The organism is Limnohabitans sp. MMS-10A-178 (genome assembly GCF_003063375.1).
Lineage (GTDB): Bacteria > Pseudomonadota > Gammaproteobacteria > Burkholderiales > Burkholderiaceae_C > Limnohabitans_A.
Genome location: NZ_NERY01000001.1, coordinates 873,586 through 887,074, shown reverse-complemented (window position 1 = coordinate 887,074; position 13,489 = coordinate 873,586). Strand labels below are relative to the sequence as shown.

General features: G+C 50.2%; 14 protein-coding genes. 3 read left to right on the top strand and 11 right to left on the bottom strand.

Annotated elements, in window-relative coordinates; translation table 11 throughout:
* Position 1 precedes the first annotated feature (1 nt).
* Together badI and badH are read right to left on the bottom strand one after the other, a co-directional pair.
* On the bottom strand, positions 2–784 hold the full coding sequence (gene badI, locus B9Z32_RS04440; protein WP_108420114.1) for a 2-ketocyclohexanecarboxyl-CoA hydrolase: 783 nt from the start codon (positions 782–784) through the stop codon (positions 2–4).
* 27 nt (positions 785–811) lie between these two features.
* On the bottom strand, positions 812–1,579 hold the full coding sequence (badH, locus tag B9Z32_RS04435) for a 2-hydroxycyclohexanecarboxyl-CoA dehydrogenase (protein WP_108420992.1): 768 nt from the start codon (positions 1,577–1,579) through the stop codon (positions 812–814).
* 142 nt (positions 1,580–1,721) lie between these two features.
* Here badH and B9Z32_RS04430 point away from each other — a divergent pair, with 142 nt between their 5' ends.
* Complete coding sequence (locus B9Z32_RS04430) at positions 1,722–2,231, top strand: MarR family winged helix-turn-helix transcriptional regulator (RefSeq protein ID WP_108420113.1); 510 nt, start codon at positions 1,722–1,724, stop codon at positions 2,229–2,231.
* Between the two features lie 123 nt (positions 2,232–2,354).
* Here B9Z32_RS04430 and B9Z32_RS04425 read toward each other — a convergent pair whose 3' ends face one another.
* Positions 2,355–3,146, bottom strand: coding sequence for a class III extradiol ring-cleavage dioxygenase (locus tag B9Z32_RS04425; protein WP_108420112.1), 792 nt, complete (start codon positions 3,144–3,146; stop codon positions 2,355–2,357).
* Between the two features lie 111 nt (positions 3,147–3,257).
* Here B9Z32_RS04425 and B9Z32_RS04420 point away from each other — a divergent pair, with 111 nt between their 5' ends.
* The gene (locus tag B9Z32_RS04420; RefSeq protein WP_233248074.1) at positions 3,258–4,169 is read left to right on the top strand and encodes a LysR family transcriptional regulator; all 912 of its coding nucleotides are present in this window, start codon (positions 3,258–3,260) and stop codon (positions 4,167–4,169) included.
* A 29-nt stretch (positions 4,170–4,198) separates the two neighbouring features.
* Positions 4,199–4,879, top strand: a complete 681-nt coding sequence (locus B9Z32_RS04415; RefSeq protein ID WP_108420110.1) for a flavin reductase family protein — start codon at positions 4,199–4,201, stop codon at positions 4,877–4,879.
* Between the two features lie 849 nt (positions 4,880–5,728).
* Here the strand turns inward: B9Z32_RS04415 and B9Z32_RS04410 are convergent.
* The 8 genes from B9Z32_RS04410 to B9Z32_RS04375 all read right to left on the bottom strand — a co-directional run bounded on the left by B9Z32_RS04410 (position 5,729) and on the right by B9Z32_RS04375 (position 13,488).
* Positions 5,729–6,607 carry a sugar phosphate isomerase/epimerase gene (locus B9Z32_RS04410; RefSeq protein ID WP_108420109.1) on the bottom strand — a complete coding sequence of 293 codons (879 nt, stop codon included), beginning with the start codon at positions 6,605–6,607 and terminating at the stop codon, positions 5,729–5,731.
* Positions 6,608–6,610: 3 nt separating this feature from the next.
* Entirely contained in the window at positions 6,611–7,534 is a 924-nt protein-coding gene (locus B9Z32_RS04405; RefSeq protein ID WP_108420108.1) for an NAD(P)-dependent oxidoreductase, read from the bottom strand.
* 34 nt (positions 7,535–7,568) lie between these two features.
* Complete coding sequence (locus B9Z32_RS04400) at positions 7,569–8,270, bottom strand: SDR family NAD(P)-dependent oxidoreductase (RefSeq protein ID WP_233248072.1); 702 nt, start codon at positions 8,268–8,270, stop codon at positions 7,569–7,571.
* A gap of 17 nt (positions 8,271–8,287) precedes the next feature.
* Positions 8,288–9,259 (bottom strand): tripartite tricarboxylate transporter substrate binding protein, encoded by a 972-nt coding sequence (locus B9Z32_RS04395; RefSeq protein WP_108420991.1) that lies wholly within the window; start codon positions 9,257–9,259, stop codon positions 8,288–8,290.
* A 51-nt stretch (positions 9,260–9,310) separates the two neighbouring features.
* Entirely contained in the window at positions 9,311–10,495 is a 1,185-nt protein-coding gene (locus tag B9Z32_RS04390) for a dihydrodipicolinate synthase family protein (RefSeq protein ID WP_108420106.1), read from the bottom strand.
* An 8-nt stretch (positions 10,496–10,503) separates the two neighbouring features.
* Complete coding sequence (locus tag B9Z32_RS04385; protein WP_108420105.1) at positions 10,504–11,667, bottom strand: Gfo/Idh/MocA family protein; 1,164 nt, start codon at positions 11,665–11,667, stop codon at positions 10,504–10,506.
* Positions 11,668–11,712: 45 nt separating this feature from the next.
* The gene (locus B9Z32_RS04380) at positions 11,713–12,693 is read right to left on the bottom strand and encodes a tripartite tricarboxylate transporter substrate binding protein (protein WP_108420990.1); all 981 of its coding nucleotides are present in this window, start codon (positions 12,691–12,693) and stop codon (positions 11,713–11,715) included.
* Between the two features lie 147 nt (positions 12,694–12,840).
* Positions 12,841–13,488, bottom strand: a complete 648-nt coding sequence (locus tag B9Z32_RS04375) for a TetR/AcrR family transcriptional regulator (protein WP_108420104.1) — start codon at positions 13,486–13,488, stop codon at positions 12,841–12,843.
* Between the last annotated feature and the right edge of the window lies 1 nt (position 13,489).

Sequence of the window (13,489 nt, the reverse complement as noted above, 5' to 3'; positions counted from 1 at the left end):
TTTATTTGGCGTACTTGCGGAAATCGGGTTTGCGCTTTTCTTTCAGTGCGTTCACACCTTCACGCGATTCTTCTGTGTCGTAGTAAAGTTTGAGTGCGTACATGCCCATACCAGCAATACCGCTTTGATGAGCGGTGTCCATGTTGAAGCTTCGCTTGGCAATGGCAATGGCCGTTGGGCTGCGCTCACAAATGGTTTCACCCCACTCTTGCACCGTGGCGTCGAGTTGATCGTGCGGCACGCAGATGTTGGCCAAACCCATGTCCACAGCTTCATGGCCTGAATAGCGCTTGTTCAAATACCAAATTTCACGGGCTTTTTTCTCACCCACAACACGGGCTAAAAATGCGGTGCCATAACCTGGGTCCACAGAACCCATCTTCGGACCCACTTGGCCAAAGATGGCCTTGTCTGAGCAAATGGTGAGGTCGCAAATGGTGCAAAGCACGTTGCCGCCACCAATTGCAAAACCTTGAACACGCGCGATCACAGGCTTGGGCACATCGCGAATGGCAGTGTGCAACTCTTCCATGGGCAGACCAATGGTGCCACGGCCGTCGTAGTTGCCGTCGTGGGCAGACTGATCGCCGCCTGTGCAAAATGCGCGATCGCCAGCACCTGCCAGCACAATAGCGCCCACGCTGCGGTCGTAGCCCGCCTTGTTCAGGGCTTTGATAATTTCATCGCAAGTGGTACCGCGAAATGCGTTCATTTTGTCGGCTCGGTTGATCGTGATCCAAGCCACGCCATTGCGGTTTTCGTAAAGGATGTCTTCGAATTGCATGTGTTTCTCCAAAATTAAATTGACTGATTAGCCGTGCATCGTTAGTCCACCGGACACACTCAACACTTGACCCGTAATGAAAGAAGCGTCGTCACTGCTCAAAAATACGATGGCGCCTGCCAAGTCATCGGGCTGACCCAAACGGCCCAACGGAATGGCTTTCTTAAAAGCATCCATCAGTTTTTCTGGGTTGCTTGCACCTTCGGCAAAGCCAGCAAGGAGTGCGGTGTCTGTGGGGCCGGGGCAAACCACATTGACTGTGATGTTGTGACGTGCATGCTCACGCGCCAAGGTTTTGGACAAAGCCACCAAGCCGCCTTTGCAAGCTGCGTAGACAGCTTCACCGGACGATCCGCCACGTGCTGCATCTGAAGCAATGTTCACAATGCGACCAGCGCCTCTGGCCGCCATGCCTGGCAAAACAGCGTGGTGCATGTGCAATGCGCCAGTGAGGTTGATAGCGATCAGCTTGTCCCACTCCGTGGGAACCGTTTTGGTAAAGGGCTTGAAAATGTCCCAACCCGCGTTGTTCACCAACACATCAATAGGGCCCAACTGCGCCTCGGTAGCAGCCACCGCTGCGTCCACTTGCGCGCGGTCAGTGATGTTGCAGTTGAAAGCGGCGGCCTTGCCACCTGCCGCGTTAATCTCGTCTGCCACTTTTTGGGCAGCTTCTAAGTTCATGTCGAAGACGGCCACATTGGCGCCCTCAGATGCGAAGCGACGGCAAGCAGCGCCGCCAATGCCGCCTGCTCCGCCCGTGACGATGACTGTTTTATTTTCAAATTTCTTCATTTTGGCTCTCCGATGAATGCTGATGTTGGTATGCTTTACGTCAACATCATGCAATTGATAAGAGTGCATATATGTCAATGTATTGATATATTATGCAGTATCCTAAAATTGCAACGCAAGCATTTTTTTAAATAATTTACCAATGGTTAACCCTATGATTGACAGAGATCTAACTCGACTAGAAATTGCCAATAGGTTGTTCTTTCGTCTTTACCAATGTGCCAACATGTTGCATAAAACCGGCACAAGGGCTGTCGAGAAAGAAGGACTGACCACGCAGCAATGGGCGGTCTTGGGTGCCCTGTCTCGCAAAGAGGCAGAAGGCGGCATGAACGTGGGCGACTTGGCCAATTACCTGAAGGTCAGCCGTCAAAATCTGTCGGGCCTCATTGGCCGCATGGAACGGGATGGCCACATTGAATTGGCCGCTGATACACATGACCGCCGCGCCAAGAGAGTCAGCATGACCCAAAATGGCCGACATGTTTGGGAAAAGGAAGCGCAACCAAAAATTCGCGCCTATTACGAATCAGCACTGGTCGATTTTTCAACAGGCGATTTAACCCACACCCTTCACTACTTGCTGAAGTTGCTGGACAACATGGAAAAGATCGATCAAGCGGCTGGCATGGAAGCCGAATCTGTTGAATAACCTGCCTGTTATGGCCCATGAATCACCGATGGATGCCACCAATAGTCTGGGGTACTCCAACAAGGACATGAAACAAAGATAAGTGACTCAGAAAGTTCCCCGTGCAGTTCCGTAAGCGTTATCTCAATTTACAAAGGCATAACCGTCCATAGCGATGACATAGTCGCTCACACCTCGGTAAAAAGCTTGGGGCGTGGCAGCGGTTCCTGCAGCGCCCAGCGCCACAAACAGCGGCAACAAATGGTCTTCACTTGGGTGGGCTTGTCGGCCTTCGGCAGAGCGTTGGCGGTAGTTGATCAATGCGCTCAAATCATGAGCACTTAATTTTTCAGACACCCAATTGGAAAACTGGTGCACATAGTCGGGCGTTTGTCCGTTGGTCGATGCCGCAATTTGCCAGTCGCGCAAGTTGTGCGTGATGTTGCCGGAAGCAATGACCAAAATATTCTTCTTAACCAACCCTGAAAGTGCTTGTCCCACGCGATACGCGTGCTCGGGGCCTGCATGCGTTTGCATAGACAGGGGTACGATGGGCAGATCGGCATGGGGAAACATTTGACGCAAGGGTTGCCACGCGCCGTGGTCCAAGCCGTGTTGGCTGCTGTCATCCACGTCCATGCCAGCGTTACGCAACGCGTTGGCACCTTCTTTGGCCACTTCTGGACAGCCATTGGCTGGGTATTGAATTGTGTACAGCGCTTCGGGAAATCCGTAAAAATCGTGGATGGTTTCTAACTGAGTGGCAATGCTAACGGTGGGGACTCGAGTGTCCCAATGAGGGCTCACCACCACGATGGCACGCGGTGTGGGCAGCTTTTGCACCATCTGCAACATAGCTGTGCCCGCAGCACCGGGATTAAGGGCAAAGGTGGGAGCGCCGTGCGGAACAAAAAGAACATTGCGAAAGGTCTGCATACAAGTGATTGGGTGTGGCGCATGTAATGTAGAAACGATTCAAGATTAGAAAAAGTACCCAATCTTCAATTATTTGTTGCAAAATTAGCAACAATGGACAAACTCAATGCAATGCAACTTTTCGTGCGGGTGGCCGAAACTGGCAGCTTTACCGCCGTAGCTGACCAACTGGGTATGGCACGTTCGGTCGTGACACGGCAAATTTCGGCGCTCGAAAAACAACTGGGCGTCAAGCTGATGACGCGAAGTACACGCAGCCTCACACTCACCACGGCTGGTTCGGCCTACCTTGAAAAATGCCGCGCCATCTTGAACATGGTGGATGCTGCCGAATCGAATTTGATCGAAGAAAAAACGGAACCGCGTGGTCGCATCCGTTTGGGCTTGCCGTTGAGTTTTGGTTTGCAGCGCCTCATGCCTGTGCTGCTGGAGTTTGCTCAAGCCCATTCGAATATTGAATTGGTAATGGATTTCTCAGATCGGCGCAGTAATCTGATTGAAGAAGGCATTGATTTGTCCATTCGCATCACCAGTCGTTTAGAGCCAGGCGACATCGTGCGTAAATTGGGTGAGACACGTTTGCTCACGGTGGCATCACCCCATTACTTGGCAAAGAACAGTCGACCCAAGCACCCTCGCGAATTGTCACAGCACGCGTGCTTGGTGTACTCACAAAACTTTCAACCTACCTCGTGGACCTATGGCGCAAAAGACGGCAATGTGAACGTAACCATTCGCCCTCGCTTAGCGGCTAATAACGGCGAAGCATTGCTGCAAGCCGCGGCGCAAGGGCTTGGCATCACGCGCCCCCCAGACTTCATGGCTCAACCCTATTTAGACAATGGAAGTGTGGTCGCAGTCTTACAAAAGTTTGAGCCCATGCCACTGGGCATTTATGCTGTATTGCCCAGCAACAGGTACATCCCACACCGTGTGTCCGTGTTGATTGATTATCTTGCTGCTGCATTGTTAAATGGTGGGGTTGATAGACTATCGGTCGCACAATCTAAACTCAACATTTAGTTTAGCAAGTACTACACACTGGAGATAGCATGTATTACGAACCTGGTCGAACTCCTCATGGTCTTCCCCATGACCCGTTCAAATCTTGTGTCATTCCTCGCCCTATTGGATGGATTTCAACAATTGATTCACATGGCCGAGACAATTTAGCGCCTTACAGTCAATTTCAAAATGTCACATTTGACCCGCCTATTGTCATGTTCAGTGCCAATCAAAATACGCAGGGCTTGCGCAAGGACTCTGTTAACAACGCAGAACAAACGGGTGAATTCGTTTGGAACATGGCGACCTATGATTTGCGCGATGCTGTCAATCAATCTGCACAAGAGCTCGACCATGGGGTTGATGAGTTTGAAATTGCTGGCCTTGAAAAATTACCCTCTCGTTTGGTCAAGCCGAAACGTGTCAAAGGGTCACCTATTCAATTTGAATGCACCTATCTCAACACGGTCAGATTTCCTGGTACGCCACCTATGGGGTCTGTGGATGTTGTATTTGGCCGTGTTGTCGCCATTCACATTGACGACAACATCATCACGCCGGATGGTTTGATTGATGTCTTAAAGATCAAACCACTGGCTCGTATGGGCTACTATGACTACACCTATGTGGACAACAAATTTCAAATGGTCATTCCCGGCAACAGCAAAGCTCTGCTGGCTGGTCTCGAAGGCTCAGCTGATAAAGTTCAGAAAGAAAATAGAGGCTGAAATCAATGCCTGCAGTTCAATTCAAATATCAAAATTAGTTAGCCAGCTCTGTCACTACGATCTACGAAGTTTGGATATGGACAGCTGTTGCCTGCCACCTGTAACCAATCTGTTTGGACATCAGGTGCTATGGATGTGACCGGTACAAACTGTAAACGATGTCTCCAGTATGTACCCTTCTACTTCCAAAGCCTTTTTGAAGATGCTCAATAACTTGTCAGGTCGTTCAGTTTCCCTATAAGTTATCGAACGACGATTTGAAAAAAGCCACTGACTTTAAAAATCAGTGGCTTTTTCACTTTTGGTGGGCCCACCAGGACTTGAACCTGGGACCAAAGGATTATGCTTACTACTACAGCTTTCGCTGCCTGTTTCCAGTTTGTAGTCTGGACTGTCTCTTGTCTTTACGACCTACCCGTACAGTCTCTACACCTTCCCAATATTGCTACTGGGCTTGGCTCGGGATTACCACGCTGTGAACAGCACAGGCTTCCCCGAATTTGAGTAGTTCTACATGCCAGCAGAGTTAACTTACCTGCATGCAACCCAACGACAAATGACCATGACATTTTGATGTTTTAGGTCACCTGCTCTTTAAGTCCTCTGCTCTAACCAACTGAGCTATAGGCCCGAAAAACTGATTGTACTTTGCCCCTTTTCGACCCCAAAAATACTGCTTAAATTTTCAGCAAAGTGTGGAAGCGGTGTGGAAGCAAATTTTGACAACTGTGGCGCTGTAACCTGTTGATTTTATTGAGAGTATTTCAGAAACAAAAGTATTACAATCGTTTATGAGTCCTCTGCTCTAACCAACTGAGCTATAGGCCCTTGTGCGTCATTGTAAGGCACTCAAACAGCGCTTCTATGCCTTGCAATACACGTCTCAAGCACCTCAGAATAGTCTTTTTGCCACCAATTTTCTGTAGAAAAGATCTCTACCTCGCTAAAACCATTAAAGCCTTGCGCCTCAACCCAGCTCCTGATTTTTGGAATATCAATCGCCCCGTCGCCCATCATGCCGCGGTCGTTTAGCAAATCGCGCGTGGGGGTGAGCCAATCGCAGACATGGAAGGCCAACAACCTGTTGTGCCCAGCACGTTCAATTTGCTGCCGAAGCTTGGGGTCCCACCACACGTGATAAACGTCTACAGCCACCCCCAAAGCGCCAGTCTGCGCAGGGTCTAGTTTGTCGCACACATCCAAAGCTTGCTCTAATGTGTTGATGCAAGCACGGTCTGCCGCATACATTGGGTGCAGCGGCTCAATAGCCAATGGCATGTTGCACGACTTGGCATAGGCCAATAATTTTTCAATGCCCTCAAACACTTGGTCGCGCGATTGCTGAATGTTTTTATGGGCAGCTTGTCCTGCCAATGCGCCAGGCAAGCCTCCCACCACCAGCACCAAACAAGGCGCATTGAGCTCGCACGCTTCATCTACGGCTTGGCGATTGTCGGCATCTGCAGCTTGTATGCCCGCGGCAGTGGCAGCAGGAAACATACCGCCGCGGCAATAGCCAGACAGTTTCAAGCCATGAGTTTTGACCAGCTTGGATATGGTGTTCAAGCCCGCGGCAGCCACTTGGTCGCGCCATGGTGAGATGGCTTTGATACCCCGGCTAACACAGGCTTCAATGATGTCTGTCAATGGCAGGTCTTGGCCACGGCTTTTTCTGACTGTAGCTGTGTTGATGGAAAGCCACTCATGGTTGTTTGAGAAATCGCGCATGATTTATTTTTTGTTGGGTGAATGGGTTTTTTCACGTCGAATTTGGCGAATGATGGCGGCGTTGTCCAACTCACCATCGCCTTGTGCAATGGAATTGCGCATCAACTGTGCATGGGCCTGCGAAAGTGGCAAATTTTGGGAGCGCATCTCAGCGGTATCCAGCATCAGCTGCACATCTTTCAAATGCTGCCTAATGCGCGACTGTGGTTCAAACTGTTCTTTGACCATCATGTCGCCCTTCACCACTGCAGCTTCAGAACGGGCCGGCGTGTTCAACACCAGTTGTAGAAATGATTCAGGCTGAATGCCCATGGTTTGCGCAAAGACCATCCCCTCTGCCAATGCAGCTCGATTTAAACCCAAGACCAAATTGGTTGCCAGCTTGGCTTTGGCTGCCATACCCGCTCCACCCACATGGACTTGCGATGTAGCCAATGCATTCAATACAGACCTAACGCTTTCGATATCTTGATCTTCGCCGCCTAGCAGCAAGGTGGCTTGGCCGTTTTCAATTTGCACACTGGAGCCTGACAAGGGTGCTTCAATGAATTGAATACCTTCCGCAGACAACTGATGTGCCAACTCGGCCAGCTTGCTTGGGTCGCCTGTAGAGCAATCAATCAGTGTGATAACGGGCAGCTTTGTTTGATTTTTTCTGTGTTGCTGAATTTGCTCAACCACAGCCAGCACGCCTGAAGTGTCGAATACAGCAAGCACCAATGTATTGGTTTGATTGAGTATGCTGTTTACAGACTCACATGCTTTAAATCCAGCAGTTTCAAATGCGAGCATGGCTTCGTTGCGCATATCAAAACCAATGCACCGATATCCTGCTTTTTTTAAGCGTGTGGCCAACGCTGTGCCCACCAAACCCAAGCCAATAATTCCGACGCATTGATCAGTCACGAAGGCTGAAGACGCTTTCATACGTTGTTACTCTTCATTTGGAAGCTCAAGTTAATCAACGTGACACTGAAGCGCCACCGCAAATGGCAATGTCTTGACCCGTAATAGCTGCAGCTTCAGGGCGCGTTAAGAAAGCGACCAGTGCAGCCACTTCGTCCGGCTGAATCAAACGACCTATGGGTGGCAAGCGTGGTGTCGTGGCTACACGAGCAGGATCTTTCAGCATAGGCGTATCGGTTGCAGCAGGCGACACCACATTGACCGTCACACCCTCTGCAATGCTTTCTGCAGCCCAGCTTCTGGCCAATGACAAGATGGCTGCCTTGGTAGCGGCATACTGACTTCTACCAGCAATACCAACAGAGACACGACTACCCACCAAAATCATGCGGCCATGATGTACATGCTTCATGATGGGCAGAATGCGATTGGCCAATCTGGTAGCCACATCTACGTGCAACTGCCACATCAATTGACCCGCCTGCATATCGAGTGCACCTAAACTTCCCACCCTCAACACACCCGCCGCATGCACCAACACTTGCGGAAGATGCTTGGACACAATTTGATCTAAGACGGCTTCTAATTCATCCGATTGCGTCAAGTCGAGTGTCCATGAAGAAAATTGGGCTTGATGAAGGGGGGTGGGTGCAACATCTAGCCCATGCACATGCCAGCCTTCACTCAAAAGCTTTAACGCAATTGCTTGACCAATACCAGAACTGGTTCCAGTGACAATTGCGCAAGGTGAAAGCATTTCTAGCATGTAGAGGGTTAGTCCAATGCAATTTTCTTGTCGGCAATGATTTTGCCGGAGATAGCAATGTCATCAGCTTGGAATTTTGCAAACTCAGCAGCACTGCCACCTGCAGGCACAATGCCGTCTGCAATTAGGCGATCACGCATTTCTCCTGACAAAGCTTTGTTAACTGCTGCATTGAGTTTTTGAACCATGTCGGCAGGCAGTTTGCTAGGGCCCCACAAACCGTACCAACTGGAACACTGAAAATCTGGAATGGTTTCAGAGACGGTGGCTACATCTGGCAAATTGGGTAAACGCTTGCTGGAGGTCACGCCCACCACTTTGAGTTGGCCGCTACGGTGAAACTGAACCGATCCCAAAACAGGATCAATGAAGCCTTCAATTTGTCCTCCTACCAAATCGGTCATGGCAGGGCCTGTGCCTTTGTAGGGCACGATGGTAATTTGAGTGCCAGTAGCTTGTTCCAATTTGACGGTGCACAAGTGCCCCGCAGAACCAATAGAGCCTACCGCAAAATTCATTTTTCCAGGATTGGCTTTGGCAGCAGCAGCCAGTCCTTTGACATCCGATACACCCAATTTATTGCTAACAGCAATGGACAGCGGCGCAGAAGCTACGAAAGCAATGGGCGTGAAATCGGTTTGCACTTTGTAGGGCACCGACTTCATGGTCATGGGCGCTGTCACAAAAGTACTGGCATTGAACAGCAAGGTATAACCGTCAGCGTTGGACTTGGCCACCACGTCTGCGCCAATGATGCCGTTGCCGCCTGGACGGTTTTCCACCACAAAGTTTTGGCCGAGTTGTTCGCCCATTTTGAGGGCCAACATGCGGCCAATTTTGTCGAGCGTACCGCCGGGCGGGAAAGGAATAATGACCTTGACTGGCTTGTCTGGATAGTTGGCGGCGCTTTGTGCCCATAGGTTGGCAGAACCAAAACACAATGCAAGGCCTAGACTCACAAGTGTTAAGTGGTGTGTCATTTTTTTCATGATGTCTCCTGTTTAATTTGAGCTTGGATATAAGTTTTCAATTCATTCAACACCATGCATTGCCAACATGGTTTTCATCCGGTGCAAAGCCAAGTCTGGGTGCTCCAATAAATTGGCAGCATCGGCCAATTTGAACAACTCTGCCAAATGAATCACAGAACGCGTGCTCTGCTGCCCGCCCACCATGGTGAAGTGTTTTTGATGGCCATTCAGCCAAGCCATGAAGACCACACCAGTTTTGTAAAAACGTGTGGGTGCTTTGAAAATATGGCGCGACAAAGGCACCGTGGGCCCCAAGATGGCATGAAACTTTTCTACGTTGCCTTGGGCCAACTCACCCAATGCAGCGCTGGCAGCCGGCGCAATGGCATCAAAAATTCCCAACAAAGCATCGCTTTGCTTTTGCACCACGTGTTCACCCTGGCCATCGCCAGCGATCAATTCGGCGTAATTGAAATCATCACCGGTGTACATGCGAACATTGGCTGGTAAGCGGCGGCGCATCTGTATTTCTTTGTCTTTGTCCAGCAAAGATATTTTGATGCCATCCACCTTGTTGGCATGCGCCTGAATGATGCCCAACGCTGTTTCCATCGCCTTGTCAGTATCTTTGTTGCCCCAGTAGCCTGTTAGAGCTGGGTCGAACACATCACCCAACCAGTGCAACAACACTGGCTGTTTGGCTTGACTCAAAATTCTGTCGTAAACACGCTCGTAATCGGCGGGTGATTTGGCCACTCGGGCCAAGGCACGGCTGGCCATGATGATGAGCTTGCCACCTAACTTTTCAATGGCTTCCATCTGAAATTCATAAGCAGCAATTACTTCGTCTACAGTTGAAACTCTGTCTAAATTTAAATGATCGGTGCCACAACCAGAAGCCAAAAATGCACCAGGTACATCTTTAGAAGCATCAATTGAGCGCTGTATAAGAGTGAGCGATGTGGGCCAATCTAAGCCCATGCCGCGCTGTGCTGTGTCCATGGCTTCTGCCACACCCAAACCCAACTTCCACAAATGTTTTCTGTAGGCAATGGTGGCATCCCAGTCAACGGCGCAATCTAACCATGGCTCGTGTGGCGCCAAAGGATTGGACACCACATGAGCGGCTGAATAAGCAATTCGATTGAACTTCACACCCAACTTGGGTTTGACGGGTGCAGTGCCAACCAGGTTATAGCCCTCTAGTTGACCATCAGAGCTGGGTAATTGAATGCGGTAAGTCATGCTGCGCCTTAAATTTTGAGGGGCGCTACATCAACCCAGCGACGCTCTTGCCAAGATTGCAAGGCGGCCTCTACCAGCTGAACACCTTTGGCACCCTCTGGCAATGTCCAACGATAGGGTTCGTTTTCGACAATGTGCCGAATAAAGTGTTCCCACTGAATTTTGAAACCGTTGTCGTAGAACTGCGTATCGGGCACCTCTTGCCATTGGTCTGTGAACGTCATGGTTTGCTTCACGTCAGGGTTCCAAACAGGACGTGGCGTATTGACTCTGCTTTGCGCCTTGCAAGCTTGTAGTCCTGCAACCGCTGAGCCATGCGTTCCATCGACATGGAAGGTGACCAAATCTTCACGATTGACACGTGTGGTCCATGAACTGTTGACTTGTGCCACCACATGCTCGCCTTGATGACCTTTCAATTCAAAGGTGGCATAGGCTGCGTCATCGGCTGTGCATTCATAGGGCTTGTTGGCCTCGTCCCAACGCTTGGGAATGTGTGTGGCGCCTAAGCAAGACACCGATTGAACTTCACCAAACAGGTTGTCGAGCACGTAGCGCCAGTGACACACCATGTCGAGAATAATGCCGCCGCCGTCCTCTTTGCGGTAGTTCCAGCTGGGTCGTTGAATTGGCTGCAAGTCGCCTTCAAACACCCAATAACCAAACTCAATGCGCACGCTGAGCATCTTGCCAAAGAAGCCTGCTTTTCTGAGCATGTCGAGTTTGCGCAAACCAGGCAAGAACAACTTGTCTTGAACGGCGCCGTGCTTCACGCCCGACTTTTCTGCAAGGCGCGCAATTTCTACCGCTTCATTCAAATTGGTGGCAATGGGTTTTTCACAATACACATGCTTTCCAGCCTGAATGGCCTTGGCCAATAAGGTGGGACGCATTTCCGTTGTACCCGCATCAAAGAAAACAGTGTCGTCTTTGTTGGCCAGAGCTTTGTCGAGGTCTGTGTCAAAACGAGTGATGCCATTGGCGTTGGCCAAGGCTTCAATTTTTTCAGCATTGCGGCCAATCAAAATAGGATCGGGCATCACCTTGTCACCATTGGAGAGGGTTACACCGCCTTGATTGCGAATGGCCACAATGGATCGAATTAAGTGTTGATTCATCCCCATGCGCCCCGTCACGCCATGCATGATGATGCCAAGTCTCTGTACAGCCATAAATATCTCTTTTGCGTTTGGAAGGGTAAAGGTGTTGGTTGGAAATTAAGGTGCTGGCGAGAGTCCCGCAGCCTTCACCAAGATGGCGTTGCTCTTAATTTCGTCGCGAATGTAGGCGTCAAATTGCTCTGGCTTCATGGTCCAAGCATCTGCACCCAATGTCGTGAACCGCTCTTTTACTTCTGGTGTTGCAAGTGCTTTGACCACTTCGTCATTCAGACGATTGACAATATCGCGAGGCGTTTTAGAAGGCACCATCATGCCAATCCAAAAGTTGAATTCGGAACCTGGCACACCGGCTTCAGCGGTGGTGGGCACTTGTGGCAAAGCGCTGGCACGTTTTGAAGAGCCCACGGCCAAAGGCACCAACTGGCCATTTCGAATTTGACCAATGACTGGTGCAATGGGTGAAAAGTAGTAGTCGACTCGACCAGCAATGATTTCGGTAACTGCTTCGCTAGAGCCTTTGAATGGAATGTTGGTGGCTTCAATCTTTGCGGCCAATTTGAATTTCTCTGCATTCAAATGAGTTGCACTGCCCTGACCAGCAGAAGCAAAGTTCATACTGCCTGGCTTTGCGCGAGCTGCAGCCAACAACTCTTGCAAGGTTTTGATGTTTTTAGAAGGCGACATGACCAACACATTGGGCGTGCTGGAAATGGGCGTCACGCCCACAAAGTCGTTCAAGGTATCGAACGGCAACTTGGCAAACGTGGATGGACTGACCGTGTGCGATGAGGAGTGAACCATGATGGTGTAACCGTCTGCGGGTGCTGTGGCCACCGCCTGTTGACCAATGGTGCCACTGGCGCCGCCGCGGTTGTCTATGACCAAAGGCTGGCCCATGCTTTGACTCATCTTGTCGGCAATGGCGCGAGCAATGATGTCGGTGGTGCTACCTGCAGGAAACGGCACAACAACCTTGATGGGTTTGCTGGGATAACCCGCTTGGGCCAGTGCCACGCCAGATGTGAATGCAGTGAGGGATGCAATGAAAGCCAGCGCAAAGCGGCGTGAACGGGTCATAAAGCCTCCTAATTTTGAGTCAATGAAGACAAGCCACAACACACGCACCCCTGCTAAGGCGCTACTGTATTGAACTTGATAATTCACCATTAAGTGAATAATTCATTTTAGAAACGACTTAAGCCCAGCGTCAACCTGCTATCAAATCTAGTTCCTCAGGACATACCCTAGGATCACTTCACACATGTGCGACAGGCGCTCGCTCTTGGCTTTGGGGCTCATCAAGTCGCGTCCGAAGATGGTGGACAGCGTGGCGTTGTTGGATAAGTAGAAATAGGAAAGTGCTGCAATAGAAACATAGAGCTGCACCGGATCAATACCACCTCTGAACTCGCCCGACAGCCGTCCTTTTTCCAATATTTCGCCCAATAGTTCGATCAGCGGCGAATTAAGTGCTCGCGCATTGGGCGACTCTTGAATATGCCTGGCTTTGTGCAGATTTGCGCTGTTAAGAAGGGTTAAAAACTCTGGGTGCTCCAGGTAGTAATTCCAAGTGAATTCAACCAGCGTGCGAACTGCGGTGGCTGGTTCTAAAGACTGCAGATTGAGCTTCTTTTCGCTTTCCCGAATTTGCTCGTAGGCGCTTTCGAGCACCGCTTGAAAGAGCTGATCTTTGTCGGAGAAATAGTAGTAAATCAATCTCTTGTTGAGATTGGATCGCTCGGCAATGCGGTCGATCCTTGCACCGCCTAAACCGAACAGAGCAAACTCTTCGAGGGCGGCACTCAGGATGACTGCGCGAGACCTTTCGGCGTCTCGCGTCTTGATGACTGGTGAAGATTGTTGGGCACTCATG

Bases quoted from the DNA above. Each gene is read 5' to 3' on its own strand.
- badI (WP_108420114.1), bottom strand. From the start codon at position 784: ATGCAATTCGAAGACATCCTTTACGAAAACCGCAATGGCGTGGCTTGG.
- badH (WP_108420992.1), bottom strand. From the start codon at position 1,579: ATGAAGAAATTTGAAAATAAAACAGTCATCGTCACGGGCGGAGCAGGC.
- B9Z32_RS04430 (WP_108420113.1), top strand. From the start codon at position 1,722: ATGGTTAACCCTATGATTGACAGAGATCTAACTCGACTAGAAATTGCC.
- B9Z32_RS04425 (WP_108420112.1), bottom strand. From the start codon at position 3,146: ATGCAGACCTTTCGCAATGTTCTTTTTGTTCCGCACGGCGCTCCCACC.
- B9Z32_RS04420 (WP_233248074.1), top strand. From the start codon at position 3,258: ATGCAACTTTTCGTGCGGGTGGCCGAAACTGGCAGCTTTACCGCCGTA.
- B9Z32_RS04415 (WP_108420110.1), top strand. From the start codon at position 4,199: ATGTATTACGAACCTGGTCGAACTCCTCATGGTCTTCCCCATGACCCG.
- B9Z32_RS04410 (WP_108420109.1), bottom strand. From the start codon at position 6,607: ATGCGCGATTTCTCAAACAACCATGAGTGGCTTTCCATCAACACAGCT.
- B9Z32_RS04405 (WP_108420108.1), bottom strand. From the start codon at position 7,534: ATGAAAGCGTCTTCAGCCTTCGTGACTGATCAATGCGTCGGAATTATT.
- B9Z32_RS04400 (WP_233248072.1), bottom strand. From the start codon at position 8,270: ATGCTTTCACCTTGCGCAATTGTCACTGGAACCAGTTCTGGTATTGGT.
- B9Z32_RS04395 (WP_108420991.1), bottom strand. From the start codon at position 9,259: ATGACACACCACTTAACACTTGTGAGTCTAGGCCTTGCATTGTGTTTT.
- B9Z32_RS04390 (WP_108420106.1), bottom strand. From the start codon at position 10,495: ATGACTTACCGCATTCAATTACCCAGCTCTGATGGTCAACTAGAGGGC.
- B9Z32_RS04385 (WP_108420105.1), bottom strand. From the start codon at position 11,667: ATGGCTGTACAGAGACTTGGCATCATCATGCATGGCGTGACGGGGCGC.
- B9Z32_RS04380 (WP_108420990.1), bottom strand. From the start codon at position 12,693: ATGACCCGTTCACGCCGCTTTGCGCTGGCTTTCATTGCATCCCTCACT.
- B9Z32_RS04375 (WP_108420104.1), bottom strand. From the start codon at position 13,488: ATGAGTGCCCAACAATCTTCACCAGTCATCAAGACGCGAGACGCCGAA.